At 71.8% G+C, this 21,548-nt stretch carries 11 protein-coding genes; 3 read left to right on the top strand and 8 right to left on the bottom strand.

Going from position 1 to position 21,548, the window contains the following annotated elements; genetic code table 11:
* The 5 genes from ABD841_RS07280 to ABD841_RS07260 form a co-directional block, all read right to left on the bottom strand.
* Positions 1–567 (bottom strand): LacI family DNA-binding transcriptional regulator (locus ABD841_RS07280; protein WP_344969111.1); only part of this gene is annotated, 567 nt, incomplete at its 3' end.
* The gene (locus ABD841_RS07275; RefSeq protein ID WP_344969109.1) at positions 557–2,173 is read right to left on the bottom strand and encodes a glycoside hydrolase family 13 protein; all 1,617 of its coding nucleotides are present in this window, start codon (positions 2,171–2,173) and stop codon (positions 557–559) included. The genes ABD841_RS07280 and ABD841_RS07275, both read right to left, overlap by 11 nt.
* A gap of 50 nt (positions 2,174–2,223) precedes the next feature.
* Positions 2,224–3,108: a sugar ABC transporter permease gene (locus ABD841_RS07270; protein WP_344969108.1), complete on the bottom strand. Its 885-nt coding sequence runs from the start codon at positions 3,106–3,108 to the stop codon at positions 2,224–2,226.
* Complete coding sequence (locus tag ABD841_RS07265; protein WP_344969106.1) at positions 3,105–4,100, bottom strand: carbohydrate ABC transporter permease; 996 nt, start codon at positions 4,098–4,100, stop codon at positions 3,105–3,107. Before ABD841_RS07265 ends, ABD841_RS07270 begins: the two co-directional genes overlap by 4 nt.
* Before the next feature lie 24 nt (positions 4,101–4,124).
* Positions 4,125–5,420, bottom strand: a complete 1,296-nt coding sequence (locus ABD841_RS07260; protein WP_344969105.1) for an extracellular solute-binding protein — start codon at positions 5,418–5,420, stop codon at positions 4,125–4,127.
* Positions 5,421–5,848: 428 nt separating this feature from the next.
* Between ABD841_RS07260 and pulA the strand changes: the two genes are divergently transcribed.
* Entirely contained in the window at positions 5,849–11,626 is a 5,778-nt protein-coding gene (gene pulA / locus ABD841_RS07255; RefSeq protein WP_344969104.1) for a pullulanase-type alpha-1,6-glucosidase, read from the top strand.
* Positions 11,627–11,852: 226 nt separating this feature from the next.
* Positions 11,853–13,577 (top strand): carbohydrate-binding module family 20 domain-containing protein, encoded by a 1,725-nt coding sequence (locus ABD841_RS07250; protein WP_344969103.1) that lies wholly within the window; start codon positions 11,853–11,855, stop codon positions 13,575–13,577.
* An 83-nt stretch (positions 13,578–13,660) separates the two neighbouring features.
* Here the strand turns inward: ABD841_RS07250 and ABD841_RS07245 are convergent, their stop codons facing one another.
* The 3 genes from ABD841_RS07245 to ABD841_RS07235 form a co-directional block, all read right to left on the bottom strand.
* Positions 13,661–16,252, bottom strand: coding sequence for a protein kinase domain-containing protein (locus tag ABD841_RS07245; protein WP_344969102.1), 2,592 nt, complete (start codon positions 16,250–16,252; stop codon positions 13,661–13,663).
* Between the two features lie 293 nt (positions 16,253–16,545).
* Positions 16,546–19,731 (bottom strand): DUF6493 family protein, encoded by a 3,186-nt coding sequence (locus tag ABD841_RS07240; RefSeq protein ID WP_344969101.1) that lies wholly within the window; start codon positions 19,729–19,731, stop codon positions 16,546–16,548.
* Positions 19,732–20,029: 298 nt separating this feature from the next.
* On the bottom strand, positions 20,030–20,617 hold the full coding sequence (locus ABD841_RS07235; protein WP_344969100.1) for a putative glycolipid-binding domain-containing protein: 588 nt from the start codon (positions 20,615–20,617) through the stop codon (positions 20,030–20,032).
* Positions 20,618–20,822: 205 nt separating this feature from the next.
* Between ABD841_RS07235 and ABD841_RS07230 the strand changes: the two genes are divergently transcribed.
* On the top strand, positions 20,823–21,170 hold the full coding sequence (locus ABD841_RS07230) for an iron chelate uptake ABC transporter family permease subunit (RefSeq protein ID WP_344969099.1): 348 nt from the start codon (positions 20,823–20,825) through the stop codon (positions 21,168–21,170).
* Positions 21,171–21,548 lie beyond the last annotated feature (378 nt).

Raw genomic sequence — 21,548 nt, 5'->3', positions numbered from 1 at the left:
CCCCAGATCCACCAGGTGCTGCACCGCCAGCCGCGCCGCCGCCCGGTCGTCCGGCAGGATGAACGTCGCCGGTACGTCGGCCGCGAGCCCGTTGAGCAGGACGATCGGCACGCCCTGCCCGATGAGCTGGGTGTAGCGGTCCGAGCGCGCGGTGACGTCGGCGTGCAGGCCGGAGACGAAGATGATGCCGCTCACCCCGCGCTCCACGAGGATCTCGGTGAACTCGTCCTCGACCGCGCCGCCGGGCAGCTGGGTGCAGAGCACCGGGGTGTAGCCGTGCTGGGTCAGGGTCTTCTCGAAGGCCTGGGCGAACGCCGGGAAGATCGGGTTGTCCAGCTCCGGGGTGACCAGGCCGACCAGCCCGTTGCTGCGCTGACGCAGCCGCTGCGGACGCTCGTACCCCATCAGGTCCAGCGCGGCCAGCACCGCCTGCCTGGTCGCCTGCGACACGCTGGGCTTGCCGTTGAGCACCCGGCTGACCGTGGCCTCGCTGACCCCGGCCTGCGCGGCGATGTCGGTCAGCCGGGCGGTGCCGTTGCCGAGCGGTCCGGCACCGCTATGCGTCATCACGCCGCCACCAGACCGCCGAGTCGGGGGCGAGCCGCGCGACACCGCCCTCGACGACCGGCTCGGCGCTGGCGAGCAGGACCCGCCCGGGGGCGGGCAACTCGACCGGCTCGCCGGTGAGGTTGACCGTGCAGGCGAAGCCGTTGTCGCGGGCGAAGGCCAGCGTCCCCTCGGGCGAGTCGAGCCAGACCGGCGGGGCGTCGCCGAAGGAGCGCAGCTCCCGCCTGAGCCGGAGCGCGTCGCGGTACAGGTTCAGCGTCGAGACCGGGTCCCGGAGCTGGGACTCGACGCTCAGCGGGCCCCAGGAGGCGGGCATGGGCAGCCACGTCTCCTCGATGCCCGGCAGGCTGAACCCGAAGTGCGGCTCGCCGTCGGCCCACGGGATGGGCACCCGGCAGCCGTCGCGGCCGTCGTCGGGGTTGCGCAGCCGCTGCGGGTCGCGCAGGAACTCCTCCGGCAGGTCGAGGACCTCGGGCAGGCCGAGCTCCTCGCCCTGGTAGATGTAGGCCGAGCCGGGCAGGCCGAGCGTCAGCAGCACGGCCGCGCGGGCGCGGCGCAGGCCGAGCTCACCGTGCCCGTAGCGGGTGACGTGCCGCTTGACGTCGTGGTTGGACAGCACCCAGGTGGTGGGGGCGCCGACCAGCCCGGCCGTGGCGAGCGACTCGTCGATCACCGCGCGGAACCGGGCGGCGTCCCAGGGAGCGGTGAGGAAGTGGAAGTTGAACGCCTGGTGCAGCTCGTCCGGGCGGACGTAGTTGGCGAGCCGGCGCGCGGACGGGGCCCACGCCTCGGCGACGCCGATCCGCTCGCCCGGGTAGGAGTCGAGCAGCCTGCGCCAGGCGCGGTGGATCTCGTGCACGCCGTCCTGGTCGAAGAACGGCACCACCTCGGTGCCGATCATCCGGACCTGGTCGGCGTGGCCGACGTCGGGCAGGCCCGGCGCCTTGACCATGCCGTGCGCCACGTCGATGCGGAAGCCGTCCACGCCCAGGTCGAGCCAGAACCGCAGGATCGACTCGAACTCCGCGTGGATCTCGGGGTTCTCCCAGTTCAGGTCGGGCTGCTCGGCGGCGAACAGGTGCAGGTACCACTCGCCGTCGGGCAGGCGGGTCCAGGCGGAGCCGCCGAAGACCGACTCCCAGTCGTTGGGCGGCAGCTCCCCGGCGACGCCCCTGCCCGGACGGAAGATGTAGCGCTCCCGCGCCGGGTCGCCGGGGGCCGCCGCCAGCGCTTCCCGGAACCAGGCGTGCTGGTCGGAGGTGTGGTTGGGCACCACGTCCACGATGATCCGCAGGCCGTGCCCGTGGGCCTCGTCGATGAGGGCCCTGGCGTCGGCGAGCGAGCCGAAGATCGGATCGACGTCCCGGTAGTCCGCCACGTCGTAGCCGAAGTCTGCCATCGGGGAGGTGAAGAACGGGGTGAGCCAGATCGCGTCGACTCCGAGGTCCGCCAGGTACGGCAGCCGGCTCCGCACGCCGAGCAGGTCGCCGATCCCGTCGCCGTTGCCGTCGGCGAAGCTCCGCACGTAGACCTGGTAGATCACCGCGTCGCGCCACCACCGGGTGGCGGTCGCGGCGTCGTGGTCTTCGCGGACGAGCTCGGTCATGTCAAATCCCCCGATCAAACGACATATCAGGACGTGATAGCACGGTGGTGTTACAGCTTTGTGGCACCGGAGGTGAGGCCGGCGACCAGGTGGCGTTGCACGAACAGGAAGACGACCGCCGCGGGCACCGCGATCAGCACGGCCGCGGCCGTCAGCAGGCCCCAGTCGGCCCAGTACTGCCCGACGAACTGCTGCAGGCCCGCGGCGAGGGTGCGCTTGTCGTCCCCCGTCATGAACACCGAGGCGTAGGCGACCTCGCCCCAGGCGGTCATGAAGGAGTAGAACGCGGTGACCGCGAGGCTGGGCCGGGCCAGCGGCAGGACGACCCGCCAGAAGGTGCCGAACGGGGTCAGCCCGTCGATCATGCCGGCCTGGTCGATCTCGCGCGGGATGGAGTCGAAGTAGCCCTTCATCATCCACGCGCAGAACGGCACCGCCACGGTCATGTAGGCGATGACCAGGCCCGGGATCTGGTTGAGCAGGCCGAGGCCCGCCATCAGGTTGTAGAGCGGCACGATCAGGATCGCCACCGGGAACATCTGGGTGACCAGCAGCATCCACATGACGCCCCGGTAGCCCGGAAACCGGAACCGGCTGATCGCGTACCCGGTCGTCGAGGCCAGGAAGACGCCGATGACCGTGGTCAGCCCCGCGATGACCACGGAGTTGAACAGCCAGCTCGGGAACTGCGTCCCGGTCAGCACCCGGGCGTAGTTGTCCAGCGACGAGCCGTCGAAGAGCTTCAGCTCGGTGGAGAGCCAGCCGTCGCGCGGCTTGAGCGACGTCAGGACGAGCCAGACGATGGGGAACAGCGAGATGACGGACGCGACGACGAGCGTTCCGTGCAGCAGGATCGAGCTCCCGACGCTGCGTTCCCCACGGCCGCGGACGCGGACGCGGCGGCCCTTCGCGGGACCTGCGGTGGCGGTGCTCACCAGACCTCCCCTTGCTTGCGCAGCGCGCGGCGGTAGACCAGGGCCATCACGACGAGGAGCAGGAGGATGATCACGCCCCACGCCGCCGAGCCCGCGTAGTTGCGGACGCCGGTGAAGGCCTCGCGGTAGGCGTAGGTCACCAGGATCTCGGTGGAGCTTCCCGGGCCTCCGCCGGTGATCAGGAAGATCAGCGGGAACATGTTGAACGTCCAGATCGTGCCCAGCAGCAGGACGGTGCTGGAGACCGTGCGCAGACCGGGGACGGTGACGAAGCGGAAACGCTGCCACGGCGTCGCGCCGTCCACCTCGGCCGCCTCGTAGAGCTCCTTGGGGATCGACTGGAGGCCGCCCAGCATGGCCATCATCATGAAGGGGATGCCTATCCAGACGTTGACCGCGATGACCGCGATCTTCGCCGTGGTCGGGTCGTCGAGCCAGCCGACCCCACCCAGCCCCGCCGCCCTCAGCATCGCGTTGATGACGCCGTAGTCGCTGTTGTACAGGTAGCGCCAGATGAACGCGGCCACGAACGGGGGGACCGCCCAGGGCAGGATCAGGAGCAGCCGGTAGACCGAGCGGAAGCGCAGCCTGCGGTTGAGCATGAGGGCGAGGCCGAGGCCCACACCGTAGTGGAGCGCGACGCAGGCCACGGTCCAGACGACCGTCCAGGTCAGCTTCTCCCAGAACAGGCCGCTGGTGAGGACGCCGACGTAGTTGTCGAGCCCGACGAACTCGTAGGTCGAGGGGATCACGTTGACGCCGATCGTCCGGCCCATCGTGGCCTCGGTGGCGTCGGTCAGGGACAGGTAGACACCCCGGACGAGCGGCCAGCCGATCAGGGCGGCGGTGACCACGACGACGGGGGCGACCATGGCCCAGGCGTACCAGTACTGCGACAGCGACCGCCGGACCGGGCCGGCCTGGCGGCCGCGGCCCCGGCCGCGGGCGCTGTCGGTGGCGCCCGCGGCCCGGTCCCTGGTCGTGCCGCTCACACGTCCAGTGGAGGTCGCCACGGATCAGCTCCAGCCCTTGAAGATGCCGCGGTACTTCTCGTCGACCGTCTTGAGCATCTCCTCGGGGGTCGTCTTGCCGCCGAGGAGCGACTGGTAGCCCTCGAGCAGCGGCTGGAAGAGCTGGCCGCCCTCGGGGATCCACGGCCGCGGGGTCGCGGTGTCCATGATCGGCTTGAAGACGGCGACGTCCTTGTTGCCCTGCACGTCCGGGTTGTCGTAGGCGGAGGTGCGGGTCGGCAGGAGGCTGATCTCCTTGGCGACCTTGGCCTGGGCCTCGGCGGTGCTCATGAAACGGACGAACTCGTAGGAGGCGTCGATGTTCTTGGAACCGGCGTAGATGGCGAGGTTCCAGCCGCCGGTGGGGGCGCCGGCCTTCACCGAGCCCGCCGGGACGGGCGCGATGCCCAGGTTCTCCTTGTCCTTGAACTCCTTGCCCTGGTAGATCTCCGCCAGCGCCCACGGGCCGTTGTAGATCATCGCGACCTTGCCGTCCTTGAGGGCGGTCATCGCGTTGGCGTAGCTGTCCTGGATGGCGGGCTTGGCCGCGGCGCCGGAGGTGACCAGGTCGGCGACCGTGGTCATGGCCTTCACGTTGGCCGGGGAGTTGACGGTGATCTTCTTGCTCTGCACGTCGAGGAGGTCGCCGCCCTCGCCGTACATGAACGGCAGCAGGAAGTAGGAGTCGACGTTGAGCGCGAGGCCGTTGACGCCGGCCTTCTCCTTGACGTCGAGCGCGACCTGCTTGAGCTCCTCGACCGTGGCGGGGGCCTTCTCGTGGCCGGCCTCCTTCAGCAGCCGCTTGTTGTACAGCAGCGCGAGGGTGTCGGTGACCTGCGGGACCGCGTAGGTCTTGCCGTTGTACTTGGTGCTGCTCAGCGGGCCGGCCAGGAAGTCCGACTCGTTCTCCACCGCGCGGGAGCCGTCCAGCGGCTGCAGGTAGCCGAGGGAGGCGAACTGGGAGGTCCAGGCGACCTCTGAGCGGATCACGTCCGGGGCCCCCGAGCCCGCCTGCGCAGCGGTCTGGAACTTGTTCTGCGCCTGGTCGGAGGGGACGTTGACGTAGTTGACCTTGATCTTCGGGTACTTCGCCTGGAACTCCTGGATGAGCGCCTGGAACGTCGGGCCCTCGCTGTCGGGACGGACGGTGTCCCACCAGGTGATCTCACCGCTGATCTGCGACGGGTCCGCGGGGGCGGCCTGGGAGGGTGCAGCCGCCGTTCCGCCGTCACCGCCGCCGCAGGCGGAGACCGCCAGGGCGAGAGCCGCGACGATCGTCGCGGTCGAGAAGGCTCGCCGCATGTTCTCTCCTCAATGTTCAAGGGGGCCGCCCGGGGATCGGGGGACCGCCGGGCGGGTGTGGAGTACGCCGGACGTTACGCCGACGTGAACCCGTTTGGAAGAAGTTTCTGCAAGAGTCTGCAAACTTGTTACCAACTCCCCCCAAGGCGGACGTCTGGGTATCGGAGGAACTCATGGTGCCTATGAGCATCTTCGCCTGTCATGTGGCTCTTTTCAGCTCTCACACCCCCCGAACTCCGCGACGAAACCCGGCGCGACCACCCCCACAGAGCAACGATTCAGAAAATTGCGGCAAGGGATTGCATAGATCGTGTCCAGTGAGTAACTTCCGGGCAACACCCTCGAAACAACCCCCCGTGGAGGCCCCCGTGGTCTGGCCACTCCCCCCACGGCGAGCGCGATCGGCCCTCCTGACAGGTGTCGCTCTGGTGACGGCCCTGTCCTCGGTCCCCCTCGCCGCCACCCCCCTCCCCGCCGCCGCCCTCGCCTCCGGACCTCCCGGGTACACCGCCTCCGGACCCGTCTCCTCCTCCCCGGGCGCGGCGGCCGAACCGGTCGTCTCCCCGCTCAGCCGCACGGGCGAGCCGTCCGACCGGGAGCTGGCCCGCGACGCGCTCCGCGCCGACCTGAGCCGCGAGCGCTTCTACTTCGCCATGACCGACCGCTTCGCCAACGGCGACCCCGGCAACGACCGGGGCGGCCTGTCCGGCGACCGGCTCACCACCGGCTTCGACCCCACCCACAAGGGCTTCTACCAGGGCGGCGACCTCAAGGGCCTGATCGGCAAGCTCGACTACGTCAAGAACCTGGGCAGCACCGCGATCTGGATCACCCCGGCGTTCCGGAACCGCCCGGTGCAGGGCACCGGGGCCAACGTCTCGGCCGGGTACCACGGCTACTGGATCACCGACTTCACCACGATCGACCCGCACCTCGGCACGAACGCCGAGATGAAGAAGCTGGTGCGCGAGGCGCACAGGCGGGGGATGAAGGTCTTCTTCGACATCATCACCAACCACACCGCCGACGTGATCGACTACCGGGAGAAGACCTACTCCTACCGGTCCAAGGGCGCCTACCCGTACGTCGACGTGAACGGCGTGCCGTTCGACGACCGCGACCACGCGGGCGAGAAGACCTTCCCGAAGGTCGACGCCGACTCCTTCCCGTACACCCCGGTCGCGCCCGGGAACGTCAAGACCCCGTCCTGGCTGAACGACCCGACGATGTACCACAACCGGGGCGACTCCACCTTCAGCGGGGAGAACGACCAGTACGGCGACTTCCACGGCCTCGACGACCTGTGGACCGAACGGCCCGAGGTCGTCAAGGGCATGATCGACATCTACCGGACGTGGGTGCGCGAGACCGGCATCGACGGCTTCCGGATCGACACCGCCAAGCACGTCGACATGGGGTTCTGGGAGAGGTTCTCCCCCGCGCTGCGCGGCTACGCGGCCGGGCTCGGCAACAAGCGGTTCTTCATGTTCGGCGAGGTCTACTCCAGCGAGCCGGCCTTCACCAGCCGCTACTCCACCCGCGGCGGGATGAACGCCACCCTGGACTTCCCCTTCCAGGAGGCCGCCCGCTCCTTCAGCGGCGGCACGGCGGGCGCGGAGCGCCTGGCCAGGCTGTACGCCGGGGACGACCACCACACCGACGCCGACGGCAACGCCTCGTCGCTCCCGACCTTCCTCGGCAACCACGACATGGGCCGGATCGGCCGGTTCCTCGCCCAGGACAACCCCGGCGCCACGGACGCCGAACTGCTCCGCAGGGACCTGCTCGCCCACGAGCTGATGTACCTGACCCGGGGTCAGCCGGTCGTCTACTACGGCGACGAACAGGGATTCAAAGGAAAGGGCGGCGACCAGGACGCCCGCGCGTCCATGTTCGCCTCCAAGACCGAGAGCTACCTGAGCGACGACCTGATCGGCACCGACGCCACCCACGCGCAGGACAACTTCGTCCCCGGGCACCCGCTCTACCGGGGCATCGCGGCCCTGGCGAAGCTGCGCGACGCCCACCCGGCCCTGGCCGACGGCGCGCAGATCGAGCGGCTGGCCGCGGGCGGCGTCTACGCCTTCTCCAGGATCGACGCCCGGGAACAGATCGAGTACGTCGTGGCGGTCAACAACGCCGAGCGGGCGGAGACCGTGAGCGTGCCGACGTTCTCGGCGAACGCCGCCTTCACCAAGGTGTACGGCGAGGCCACCGCGTCCGTGACGACCGGCGAGGACGCGAAGCTGGCCGTGACCGTCCCCGCCCTGTCGGCGGTGGTCTACCGGGCGCCGGCGAAGCTCGCCGCCCCGGCCGCGGCCCCGGCCGTCTCGGTCGCGCTGCCCGGGACCGAGATCAGGGGCACCGAGGAGGACCGCCGGATCCCGGTCACCGCGACCGTGCCGGGGACCGGCTTCGACCAGGTGACCTTCGCCGCCAAGGCCGGCGACGGGCCGTGGCGGGTGCTCGGCACCGACGACGCCCCCACCGTCTCCGGCCAGAGCCGTACCTTCCGCGTCTTCCACGACCTGCGCGGCATCCCCGCCGGCACGAAGATCACCTACAAGGCCGTGGTGAAGGACTCCGCGGGCCGCTTCGCCTCGGCGACCGCGACGGCGACCGTCGGGGCCGACCCCGCCCCCGAGGAGCCCGGCGCCGTCAAGCGCGACTGGCTGGTCGTGCACTACCAGCGCGAAGACTACGACGGCTGGGGCCTGCACGTCTGGGGCGACGTCGAGAACCCCACCGAGTGGGCCGAGCCGCTCCCGCTCACCGGCGAGGACGCCTACGGCCGGTTCGCGTGGATCAAGCTCAAGCCGGGGGCCACGAACGTCGGGATCATCGCCCACAAGGGCGACGAGAAGGACGGCGGCGACCGGATCGTCAACCCCGCCAAGACCGGCGAGGTCTGGCTGGCCGAGGGCAGCCCGGTCACCCACTCCTCCCGGGCGGCGGCCCAGGGCTACGCGACCGTCCGCTACGCCCGCCCGGACGCCGGCTACGACGGCTGGGGACTGCACCTGTGGGGCGACGGGCTCGCCGACGGGGTGCCCACCGAGTGGGCCGAGCCGCGCCCGCCGGACGGCGTCGACTCCGCCGGCGCGTTCTGGAGGATCCCGCTGAAGAACGCCTCGGTGCCGGTGAACTTCATCGTCCACAAGGGCGACACCAAGGACCCCGGACCCGACCAGTCGTTCACCCCGGCGCTCCAGCCGGAGGCCCACGTCGTCTCCGGTGTGGCGAAGGTCCACGCCACCCGGGCGGCGGCCGAGAACGTGGCGATCCTGCATTACCGCCGCCCCGACGGGAACTATGACGGCTGGGGACTGCACCTATGGGGCGACGTGGCCAACCCCACCGAGTGGGCCACCCCGCTCCTGCCCGCGGGCGAGGACGCCTTCGGCGTGTATTTCCGCGTCCCCCTGAAAGAGGGGGCGACGACGGTGAGCTACATCATCCACCGGGGCGACGAGAAGGACCTGCCCGACAACCAGGCGCTCGACCTGACGACCGCGGGCCACGAGATCTGGCGGCTCGCGGCCGTCGAGGGCCACCTGCTGCCCCAGCCCGGGGCGCGCGGGGCGGACGCCGACCTGTCGAAGTCCTCGGCGCACTGGATCGACCGCGCCACGGTCGTGTGGAAGGTCACCCCGTCGCCCTCGCTGCGATACTCGCTGGCCTTCTCCGGCAAGGGCGACATCGCCTACGCCAAGGGAGACCTGACCGGTGACATCAGGATCATCCGCCTCCTGCCCGGCGAGCTCACCGAGGCGCAGAAGGCCAGGTGGCCGCACCTGGCCGGGCACGCCGCGTTCACGGTCGACCCGCGCGACGCCGACCTCGTCCGCGAGGCGCTGCGCGGCCAGGTCGTGGCCGTCGAACGCGACGCCTCCGGCGCGCTGCTCACCGCGACCGGCGTGCAGCTGCCCGGCCTGCTCGACGACGTCCACTCCGGGGCGGCGACCGCCGAGCTGGGCGTGTCCTGGCACGGCGCGCCCCGGCTCTCGGTCTGGGCGCCGACGGCGCGCACGGTGGAGCTGGCGCTCTACCGCGACCCGGCCGGCGGGAGCCGCACCGTCCACGCGATGCGGCGCGACGACAGGACCGGCGTCTGGTCGGTGCGGGGCCTGCCCGGCTGGAAAGGGCGCTACTACACCTACCTGGTGACGGTCTACTCACCCGCCGCGGGCAAGGTCGTCACCAACGAGGTGACCGACCCCTACAGCCTGTCGGTGTCCGCCGGCTCGGGCCGCAGCCAGCTGGTCGACCTGTCCGACCGGGACCTGCGCCCCGAGGGCTGGTCGTCACTGGCCAAGCCCGCGGCGGTGCCGCCGGAGAAGGCGTCGATCTACGAGCTGCACGTGCGTGACTTCTCCGCCTCCGACACGACCGTCCCGGCCGGGCGACGCGGCACGTACGCGGCGTTCACCGGCGACTCCGCCGGGATGAAGGAGCTGCGCGCGCTCGCCGGGAACGGGATGACGCACGTGCACCTCCTGCCCGTCTTCGACGTCGCGACCATCCCCGACCACCGGGGCGACCAGGCCGAGCCCGACTGCGACCTCGCCTCGCTGCCCGCCGACTCCGAACAGCAGCAGGAGTGCGTGTCGCGGATCGCGGCGAAGGACCCCTTCAACTGGGGGTACGACCCGCTGCACTACACCGTGCCCGAGGGCTCCTACGCCTCCGATCCGCAGGGGCCGGCCCGGGTCAGGGAGTTCCGGAGCATGGTCGGCGCGCTGAACGGGGCCGGGCTGCGGGTGGTGATGGACGTGGTCTACAACCACACCCACGCCGCGGGACAGGACCCCACCTCGGTGCTCGACCGGATCGTCCCCGGCTACTACCACCGGCTGCTCGACGACGGGACCGTGGCCACCTCCACCTGCTGCGCCAACACCGCACCCGAGCACACGATGATGGGCAAGCTCGTCGTCGACTCCGTCGTCACCTGGGCGAGGCAGTACAAGATCGACGGCTTCCGGTTCGACCTGATGGGCCACCACCCCAAGGCGAACATGCTCGCGGTCCGCAAGGCCCTCGACGCGCTGACCGTCGCCGAGGACGGCGTGGACGGAAAGTCGATCATCCTGTACGGGGAGGGCTGGAACTTCGGCGAGGTCGCCGACGGCGCCCGCTTCGAGCAGGCCACCCAGGCCAACATGGCGGGCACCGGGATCGGCACCTTCAGTGACCGGCTGCGCGACGCGGTGCGCGGCGGCAGCCCGTTCGACCCCGACCCGCGCGTCCAGGGCTTCGGCTCGGGGCTGGCCGGGGCGCCCAACGGGTCGCCGGCCAACGGCACCGCCGAGCAGCAGCGGGCCCGCCTGCTCGGCTACCAGGACCTGATCAAGCTCGGGCTGGCCGGCAACCTCCGCGACTACACCTTCACCGCCTCCGACGGCAAGCAGGTCAAGGGCTCGGAGGTGAGCTACAACGGCTCCCCCGCCGGATACACCGCCGCGCCCGGCGAGGTCGTCACCTACGTGGACGCCCATGACAACGAGACGCTGTACGACGCGCTGGCCTACAAGCTGCCGCAGGCGACGACCATGGCCGACCGGGTGCGGATGCAGACGCTCTCACTGGCCACGGCCATGCTCGGGCAGGGCGTCTCGTTCGTGCACGCCGGCAGCGAGCGGCTGCGTTCGAAGTCGCTCGACCGCAACTCCTACGACTCCGGCGACTGGTTCAACCGGTTGCTCTGGGACTGTTCTGCGGGCAACGGCTTCGGCGCCGGACTGCCCCCCAAGGCCGACAACGAGGACAAGTGGCCCTACGCCCGGCCGCTGCTCGCCGATCCGGCGCTGCGGCCGGACTGCGCGGCGATCAGCGCGGCGCGGGCCCGCTTCGGCGAGCTGCTCAAGATCCGCTCCTCCTCCCCCGCCTTCGCGCTGGGCTCCCTGGCCGAGGTGCAGAAACGCCTGACCTTCCCCACCAGCGGCACGTCGGAGATCCCGGGTGTCGTGACCATGCACCTGGACTCCTCGGGCCTCGACCCGCGCTGGACGTCGATCACCGTCGTCTTCAACGCGACCCCTGAGGCGCAGCGGCAGACCGTCGCCGCGCTGAAGGGAGCCCAGGTGACGCTCCACCCCGTCCAGACGACCGGCGACGACGCCGTCGTGAAACAGTCGGCCTTCGACCCCGCGACCGGCACGCTGACGGTCCCCGCCCGCACGGTCGCCGTCTTCGTCGCCTCGTAACCGCCGCCCCGCCGCGGCGGACCGGCCACGACCGGACTTCGCCGCCTCGTGACCACGGCCCCGCCGCGGCGGACCGGTCAGGCCGGACCGGTCGCCGCAGGCCGTGGACCCCGCGGGAAGGGGGCGAGACGCCCCCGGCCCGCTCTCGCCGGAAAACGTCGAGCCGGGTGTTGCAGCACCCGGCTCGATCAGGGAACCCGTCCATCGATCCTGGAGGCCCCCTGCCATGAAACCCTACAAAGCCGTTGTTGCCACGGCGTTAACGGCCCTGGCCGGCGCCCTCGTCGCGGTACCCGCCGCGCTGAGCGCCCCCGCCCAGGCAGCGCCCCCCACCCCCGGCCCGATCGCCAAGCTGTGGAGCTGGAACTGGAACTCCGTCGCCAGGGAGTGCACCGACGTGCTCGGCCCGGCCGGGTACGCCGCGGTCCAGGTCTCCCCGCCGAACGACTCGATGTCCAAGGGCGGCTCGGTCTGGTGGGACGTCTACCAGCCCGCCCGCTACACCCTCACCAGCAAGTTCGGCGACGAGAACGCGTTCAGGAACATGGTGAACGCCTGCCACGCCGCGGGCGTCAAGGTCCACGCCGACGCCGTCATCAACCACATGACCGGCCAGGGCAGCACCAGCTACGGCGGTTACGCCTTCGGCAAGTACAACTACCCCGGGCTCTACTCCGCCGCGGACTTCCACTCCCCCACCTGCACGATCAACGACTCCGACTACGTCAATGACGGCTGGCGGGTGCAGAACTGCGAGCTGCTCGGCCTGTCCGACCTCAACACCGGCTCGGAGTACGTCCGCAACCAGATCGCCGGGTACCTCAACAAGCTGACCGACCTCGGCGTGGACGGCTTCCGCATCGACGCCGCCAAGCACATCAACCCCGCCGACCTGGCGGCGATCAAGTCCAAGCTGAAGGGCTCGCCGTACATCCACCAGGAGGTCATCCAGGGCAAGGACGAGGCGGTCCAGCCCAGCCAGTACACCGGCATCGGCGACGTGCACGAGTTCGTGTACGGGCGCAAGATGAAGGAGCAGTTCACCGGCCAGATCAAGTGGCTGTCGACCTTCGGCCAGAGCTGGGGCCTGTCGGTGCCCAGCGACAAGGCCGTGGTCTTCGTCGACAACCACGACACCGAGCGCAACGGCTCCACGCTCAACTACAAGTACGGCGACGCCTACAAGCTGGCCAACGTCTTCATGCTGGCCTGGCCGTACGGCACCCCGCGGGTCTACTCCGGGTTCACCTGGAACGACAAGGAGGCCGGCCCGCCGTCCGCCAACGGCGGCTTCGTCACCGACGCCGACTGCGGCAACGGCCGGTGGACCTGCTTCCACCGGCAGATGACTGGCATGGTCGGCTTCAACCGCGCCGTCGCGGGCACCTCGGTCGGCAACTGGTACGACAACGGCAACAACGTGATCGCCTTCAGCCGCGGCAACAAGGGCTGGGTCGCGATCAACAACGAGGGCGGCAGCGTCACCCGCACCTTCACCACCGGCCTGCCCGCCGGAACCTACCCCAACGTCGCCGGCGGCGGTTCGGTGACCGTCGACGCGAACGGCACCGCGTCGGTGACCGTCCCCGCCAAGGGCGCGGTCGCCATCCACACCGGCGGCGGCACCAACCCCAGTCCCACCCCGACGGTGAACCCGGGCAAGGTCGCCACCTCCTTCCACGCCAACGTGACCACCTACTACGGCCAGAACGTCTTCGTCGTCGGCAACATCGCCGAGCTGGGCGGCTGGGACCCGGCCAAGGCCGTGGCGCTGTCGTCGGCCGACTACCCGGTCTGGAAGGCGACAGTCAACCTGCCGCCGAACACGTCGATCCAGTACAAGTACATCAAGAAGAACCCCGACGGCTCGGTGACCTGGGAGAGCGACCCCAACCGCTCCTTCACCACCCCCTCCGGCGGCACCACGACGCGCGACGACACCTGGCGCTGACCCTCGATCGGGCAGCGGCCTGAGTGCGGACCGTGGTGGGCCGGGGCTCCGGGCCCGGCCCACCACGCAGCCCAGACGCCGGATCAGCCCAGACGCCAGATCCGGATGGTGTCGTCGCCGCCGCCGGTGACCGCGACGGGGCGCCCCCCGCGCTCGGCCACCGCGGCGGCGAAGACGTTGTGGTCGTGTCCCTTGAACGGCTTGCCCGCCCGCTTCCCGGTGTCGAGGTCGTACACCCGGGCGTCGGAGTCGTTGCTGCCCGAGACGACGACCGTCAGCGACCCCACCCGGCCCACGGCCAGGGCGTAGACCCAGCTGTCGTTGTCCCGGATCGGCGGGCGGGCCTCACCGCTCCCGTCGGGGTTGTCGATGTAGATCTCCTGGTCGCCGCCGGCGGACAGCACCACGAGCTTGCCATCCAGTTCGGCCGTGGTGACGGCGGAGATGTAACCGGACTGGTTGCGGATCGTCTCGCCCTCGGCGCCCGCGCGGAGCGGCTGGCGGCGCACGATGCCGTCCTGGCCGCCGGTGAAGGCCACCGGTTCGCCGTCGATGACGGCGACGGCCAGGGCGAACACCGCTCCGCCGGAGACCTGGCGGGCCTTGCCGACCTGCTTGCCGGTCCTCAGGCTCCACATGCGCAGTCGCCCGTCGTCACCGCCGGTCACCACGACGGGCTCGCCGTCGAGGACGGCCGTGGCGACGGAGAGGACGCCGACGCCGTTCTTGATGGGCTCGCCGACGGCTATGCGGTTGGTGAGGTCCCACACCCGCACGGTCCCGTCGTCACCGCCGGAGACCGCGAACGCCCCGCCGGACAGCTCGGTGACCGCGATCGAGCGGACCCAGTTGGTGTGCCCGGTGAGCGTGGCCAGCGACTTCCCGCTCTCCAGGTCCCACAGGCGGACGGTGCGGTCGTTGGCGCCCGAGACGATGACAGACCGCCCGTCGACCTCGGCGACCGCCACCGCCGACACGTCGTCGCGATGGCCGCGCAGCGGGCCGCCGACCGGGGCGCTCTTCCAGTCTCCGGTGACCGCGGTGGGGGTGGCGGCCGGGGTGGGCGTCGCGGTGTTCCCCGGGGTCGCGGAGCCGTCCGGAGCCGGGGAGTCGCCGGGCTCCGGGGAGGCATCGGACGCCGAGGAGTCTCCGGAGACCTGCGGGGAGCCGGCCTGCGCGGCGGGGCTGGGGCCGTCGGCCGCCTTCCCGGTCCCGGACAGCAGCGGCGGGAGCACGAAGACCCCGGCGGCGACCGCGGCGGTGGAGACGGCCGCGGCGGCCCCGATCCACCATGCGCGAGCCCCGCCCCGCCCGCCCCGCCCGCCCGGCGGTGCCCCGCCCGGATCACCCTCCCGCTGGCCGGTGGGGAAGGCGACGTCGCCCGGCCCGGGCGGGGGCCCGGGAGCGCCGGCTCCCCGGGGGAAGGTGGCGGCCTGCGGAAGGGGCGGGGCGGTGGAGCCCACCGGACCCGCCGGGAACGCCGGGGCGCCGGCCTCCTGCGGGAAGGCCTGGGCCGGGAAGTCCGGGGGCCCGTAACCCGCCACAGGAGGCCCGTAACCCGCGGGACCGGGCGGGAAGTCCGGGGGCCCGTAACCCTCGGGACCGGCCGGGAAACCGGAGGCACCGCCGTGACTACGCTGCCCGTACCAGGTCGCGGTGTCCGGCGCGGACGTCGCGGCGGGCGGGGAGGCGGGGTGCTGATGCCCGGCGAGCGGCGGGGAGGCGCTCCCGGCGGAGGACCCGGGCGGCCACGGCGGCGGGGTGGCCGCGCGGGCGTCCTCTCCGGGCGGCGGCCCCGGCCACGAGGACGGCCCGGCACCGGGTGTCCGCTCGGGAGTGGGTGCGGAGGTGGGTGCGGAGGTGGGCGCGGAGGGCTGGCGGATCAGCCGGAACAGCAGTTCGGACGCCACCGGCCGGGCGGCGGCGTCCTTGGCGAGGCAGTCGCGCAGCAGCGGCCTGAGGGTCTCCGGCACCCCCGACAGCTCGGGCTCGGCGGACAGGATGCGGTGCAGCACGGCCGGGATGGTGTCGTCGCCGAACGCGGGCCTGCCGGTGGCGGCGAACACCATCGTCACGGCCCAGCTGAAGATGTCCGAGGGAGCGGCGGCGGGCTCGCTGTGGATCTGCTCGGGCGACATGTAGGTCGGTGTCCCGACGATGGTGCTGGTGTTGGCGGTCGAGGCGTCCAGGTCCTTGGAGATGCCGAAGTCGATGACGCGCGGCCCGTCGGGGCCGAGCAGCACGTTGGCCGGTTTGAAATCGCGGTGCACGACGCCGGCCCGGTGGATCGCGACGAGCGCGGTGATGGTACTGATCGCGATGCGGTGCAGGGCGGTCCCGTCGCGCGGGCCCTCGGTCTCGACGGCCTCCTGCAGCGACGGCCCGTCGATGAACTCGCTGACCACGTAGAGGTGGCCGTCGTTCTCCCCCGCGTCGAGCACGCGGGCGGTGCAGAACTCGGCGATCTGCCGGGCGACGGAGATCTCCCGCTCGAAGCGCTGGCGCGCGGCGGGATCGGCGGCGAACCTGGGGTGCAGGATCTTGACGGCGACGCGCTCGCCGGCCGGGCCATGGCCGAGGTAGACCGTGCCCTGCCCGCCCTCACCGAGCCTGGCGTCAAGCGTGTACGGGCCGAGGCGGGCCGGGTCGCTCGGCCGCAGGGCCGTACCAGGCATGGTGTTCCTCCCAGATGGTGGTCAGCGGGGCGCCGGACGGCACGATGGCCACCGTACGCCGGACGGGGACAGTCCGGATCCCCCTGCCGGGTGACCGCGCTCTCTCTTCAGTCGTAAGCGGGCCCGCCCCCGACCCCGTAGCCCGGACGCCCCGACCCCGTAGGAAAGAGGTCACGCCGGTGGCCGGACCGGCGCCGCCGGATCGCCCGGACCCGCGCGGGACAGCGACCACCCGCGCGCTGACGTGCGATCAAAGAGGGGATTCCGGGCACGGGACCTCCGGACGCTCGGCGTCACGGCGCGGCGAGCAGGTCACGCAAGGCGCGGCACTCGCGGATGACCTTGTTCGAGCCCTTCCGCCCGGCGACCGCCGTGACCTCCGGGATCTCGCCGGTCGCACCGGTCCACCGGGCCACCTGCCGGGCGAAGGCGAGGAAGCCGGCCAGTTCCTTGCTTGGCCGCCCACCCACGGCGGGCATCAGGTGGGGCAGGGCGGCGGCGATCATGGTCCACGCCTCGCGGTGGGTGCCCTCGTGGACGCAGTCCTCCATGATCTTCCGGAATGCGGAGAGCGAGAGCCAGGACCGGCGCACCCGCTGCCCGAACTCCGCGCCCATGTGGGCGGCGGGCAGGTCTCCGGTGGCCGAGAGATACTGCACGGCCCGGCGCCGGTACACCGACATGCTGAGGGCGAGCCGTTCCACCAGCAGCAGGGCGGTCGCCTGCCCGGTCGGCCCCTGCGCGCAGGCGAGGTCGGTGAGCCGCGGCCCGTCGGTGAGGCCCCCGGTCCAGTCGCTGCGGAACCGGAGCGGGATCATGTGGGCGGCGATCACCTCGCGGTGGGACGGCATGACGCCCGGCCACCAGCCGATGAGCTTGCCGTGGTGGCCGCGTCCCTCCTCCAGGAGCGGGGGCGACGCGACCAGGAGGTCGGCGATCAGCGACCTGGCCGCGCGGGCCACCGGCTCATCGGCCGGCACTCCCGCCGCCCCGGCCCAGTGTTCGTCCGGGGTGATGGAGACCACCACGAGGGTCTGCCACGGCTGGAGCCTCCCCTCCGGCTCGCGCTCGTCGAGCCAGTGCCCGGCCGGGTTCCCGGCCATCCAGCGGGCGACCTCGCGTTCGGCCGCGGAGGCCGGCGTCGCGACGGGGGCGGCGGTGTGGACCGGGTGCATCAGCCGCTGCGCGAGGTCGGCCGAGAGCGCCCCGTCCGCCTCCTCCTTCTTGATCCGGGCGGCCCTCTCCGCCGGGCTGGGGCGCGTCATCCAGCCCGGCTCCGCGCCGGGAGAGCAGAACCTGCGGACGGTCACCACCGGGTCGGGCAGCCCGTCGCCGGCCAGCCAGCGGGCGGCCTCGCGCCCGGCCGCGGAGGTCAGCGCGGCGGCCCGCGCCGCCGCCGCGGGATCAGCCGTCCGGGGCAGCCGGAGCAGCGCCTGCGCCAGGTCGCCCGGGAGCGGCGCCGCGCCCGCCGCCTCCAGCTCCTCGATCCGGGCGACCAGCTCCGCCGGGTCGAGGTGCCCGGTGGAGAGGGTGGGCGTGGCGAGCAGCAGCGGCGGCAGCGTGCCCTCCCTGAGGGCGACGAGAATCTCCGCGTGGCGGCGCAGGACGAGCCGCTCCGGCGCGGAGACCTGCCCCTTGACGGGAAGTTTCGCCTCCGGCGGCTCGGGCTGCGCGGTCCCCGGCGATCCGGGCCGCGTGTCCACCGGCGCTCCGGGCCGCGCGGCGGGCGGGAGGACGCCGGTTCCGCTCCCGGTCTCCTCCGGGGAGGCGGAATCCCCCGGGAGCGGCTCGGCGCCGGGGCGGGTGAACTCCGCCACGATCGCGGAGACCCAGTCTTCGGGACGCGACCATCTGCTCCGCGGCGGCTCCACCGGCGGACGCGCCGCCAGCGCGTCCCGGAGCCGGGCGGGATCTTCCGCGGCGAGGCGGACGAACCCCGCGAGAAAGCCCTCGGCGTCGGCCCACTCCTTCTTGCCCCGCAGGGCGGCCACCTCCTCGGGCGTCCCGGGCACCGGGAACGCCGCCGCGGGCGGCGGCGCCGGCAGCGCGCCGGGGACGAAGGGCTCCTCCGGCTCGGGTTCGGGCTCCTCCCGGAGCTCCCCGCCGAAGACCGCGGCCAGCTTGTTGTGCAGGTTCGCCGGGAGTTCCCCGGTCGCGTCCCGTACGGTCTCGGCACCGAGCGGGCCGAAGGACGCCGCGTGCTCGACCGCCACGCGCACGGCCCGCTCCTGCACGGTCGCCGACTGGTGGCCGAGTGCCGTCGCCAGGGACGGGGACAGCTCGTCGGCCCGGTGCGGCTCCTGCCGGAGGAACCGGTCCAGCCACGCCAGCCCGGACTGGACCAGCCCGCTCTCCGCGCGGAACAGCAGGCCCGAGAGGGCCTCGCTCACGTCGTCCGGGTCGGGGGAGTCCAGACGGCGCAGGTGCTTGAGCGACAGCTCGGCCACCGGCCCCGGGGCCGCCGGCAGCAGCCGCAGGTAATCACCGGCGCGGGAGGCCACCTCGGCCGGGGACGGTTCGAGCAGTTCGTGGAGGCGGGCGAAGAACCGCAGGTCGGTCACGCTTCCCCCGCGCAGGAACCGGCCCACGCAGCCCCGCAGCACCATCTCCCGGTCCACTCTCCCTTCGGCGGCCAGGGTGTGCAGCGCGCCCAGCCACGACTCGGCGGCGGGCGGGTCGGCCCGCTCCTCGCTCAACGCCCGGCCCACCCCCTGGGCCTGGAAGAATCTGGGCAGGAGCGTGTCGAGCAGCGGGTCGTCGCGGAGCCGCTCCGCGGTCGGCGGCGTGCCGGCCCAGACGACCACGAGCGGGTCGTGCTCGGGCGGCGTCACGCCGGTGCGGCGCAGCAGCTCCAGGGTGAGCGGCAGATTCCGGTCGCGGGGATCGCCCTCCCACCGCTCGCGCCGGACGCGCACCCGGAGCGCGAGCCGTACGGCGAGGTCGGCCTGCCATTCGGCGGGGCGTGCGGCGACCGCCTGGAGCACCGGTTCGACGAGGTCGGCGGACTGCTGGCGGCGTTCGAAGTCGCTCCGGTTGAGCCAGGAGACCACGGCCGCCGCGCCGGGGAGCGTGCCCGCCCCCGCGACCCGCATCGGGTCGATCCAGGCGTCGTACTCGGACGGGGACGGGGGCCTTCTGCGGTCCTCCGGCATGTTCAGCCGGGGATCCTCCCAGGTGCCCTCCATGTCACCGCCCCAGCCGAGGGTCTCCGCCCACCGATGGTGGATCTCGCGCTCGGGTACCCCGCGTTCGCGGGCGAACCGCTTGTACGCCTCCCCCCGGTCCAGCCGGACCCGGTTGAGCTCCTCCACACGCTCGTGCAGCCGCCAGTGCACCGCCCAGCGGGCCGCCTCGATGTGCCCGGGCAACTCCCGGGCCACCTCCCTCCGCCCGGCGTCGTCGAGGTCGGCGACCCTGGCCGCGACCTTGAACGCGTCACCGGTGTCAATGAGGTCGCGGACCTCCTCCCACACGGTCATGACGGCATCTCCTGAAAGTCGGTCCGGATCGCCCGGACGGAAGCGCGCGGTGCGCCGGTCATGGGGGACATTAGGGAACGCCTCAGACAGGAACGGGCACTGGAGCTCCGACGGTGAAAAGATCACCCTGCGGGCGGACACCGCCTCCCCCGGGAGACGGACGTCCCACGGCCACGACGCCCCACCTCGGTGACCCCCTTGCGTCCCGGCCTCCGGGGAGCACGCCGGTCCCCGCGGCCCGCGGGCCCGTCGGCGGTGAACCTCCCGCCGGGCCGCGCCCGCGGTGGCCGCGCGAACGTCAGGACGGCGGGGGCGGACCGCCCACCAGCTTCGCCAGACCCGGGTAGTCGACCACGATCCCGTCGTCGTCCAGGGTGAGGTCGGCGCCGAAGCCCTCACTCTCGAAGCGGACGGCGTTGGGAGCGATGTGCGTGTACCGCTGGGCGTGGCGGATCACGTGCAGATGCGGCACCTGGACGAGGGCCATGACGAAGTCCATGCGCCCCTCGCAGGCGTTGAGTCCGTGGCGGAGCACCGGCATGGTGTTCGTCAACGGCGAGAACCCGAGGTCGCAGTCGAGGGCGTCGTTCAGGACGCCCATGTCGCCGCCGGGGAACGGCCCTTCCAGGTGCCCGTCCGTCTTCGTCTCGCACGACCAGGTGCCGTGCGCGGAGCGGCGCAGGTCGAGCGCCCGTTGCCAGCCTGGGCCGTGCGCCCGCACGGAGAGCAACTCGGTCATGTATCCGGGAAAGGTTCGCAGGGTGTATTCCAGGCGGTAGGGCACGGGGTCCGTCCCGATCGCGACCCCGACCGCCGTCAGCTCGGACGAGAGATTCACCTCCGCGTATTCGGCGCCCCCGTCCTTCACCCACACGATTCCGCGCATCACCGTCCCCCTCCCGCCGGCCCGCGAAACGGCCGACGGCACCGGCGTACCCCGCAGACGGGCGCGAACACCGGAGACGGGCGCGAACACCGGAGACGGGAGTGTCGTGGACGCGTGGACGGTGACCGCGGCGGCGCGGCTCAGGTCATCGACCGCGACTCCGCCGCCGGCGAGAACGGACAGGCCGCCAAGCAGGTTCGCGACGATGGCCATGATCGGGGTCGCGGTGGCCTGCTCCGGTGTGCCGTTCCAGACCGTCACCGAGAACCGCGTCCCGACGCCCGGCATCATGGGCTTCGACCAGCCGTTCGCGCTGATCCGGACGCTCATCGTGTTCCCGTCCGGCGCGCTCACCCCCAGCTCGGCCGGCCCCGGGCTGCTCTTCGGTGGCCAGGTCACGGTGATGGTGACCGCGGCGATCCGACCATCCCGGGTACGTGCCCAGGGAACGGCGAATTCCTCATGGTCGGCAACAAGCCGACCATGCAGCCTCGGAATCCCCATGTCCCGCTTATTTGACATATGTCGCATTTATTGTGATTGGCGATATTGATGCCATACACAGCTATCCTGGATGCCTTTGGATCAGGAGCAATTACAGATGTTCACACTGTTATGATCAACCGACAGTACGTGGCGACGGAGGAACATATGACAAAGCTCGGCGCGCACCGCAAATTCCTCCAAGCGCCCGTCAAGCTTGGGAAACAGGTTCAGGACCGTGTCGTCGAGGTGTTCTCGGAGTTCGAAGGCGCGATACAACCCGATCTCACCCGAAACCAGTAAAAAACGCCAAAAATCAGCAGATGAACATGATCTACATCAATGATGTGCAGTCCGCTGTTCGCCCACGTCGGCGGCCGACACGGCGCGGCCGGAAGCGGACGCCCGGCTCCCCGCCCAGGCTCGCACACCGACCACCGAAGACCGG

This window comes from Streptosporangium fragile (assembly GCF_039534445.1).
Taxonomy (GTDB): Bacteria; Actinomycetota; Actinomycetes; order Streptosporangiales; family Streptosporangiaceae; genus Streptosporangium; species Streptosporangium fragile.
Note: the sequence above shows the minus strand (reverse complement) of the source record. Positions and strands in the feature narration are given on the sequence as shown.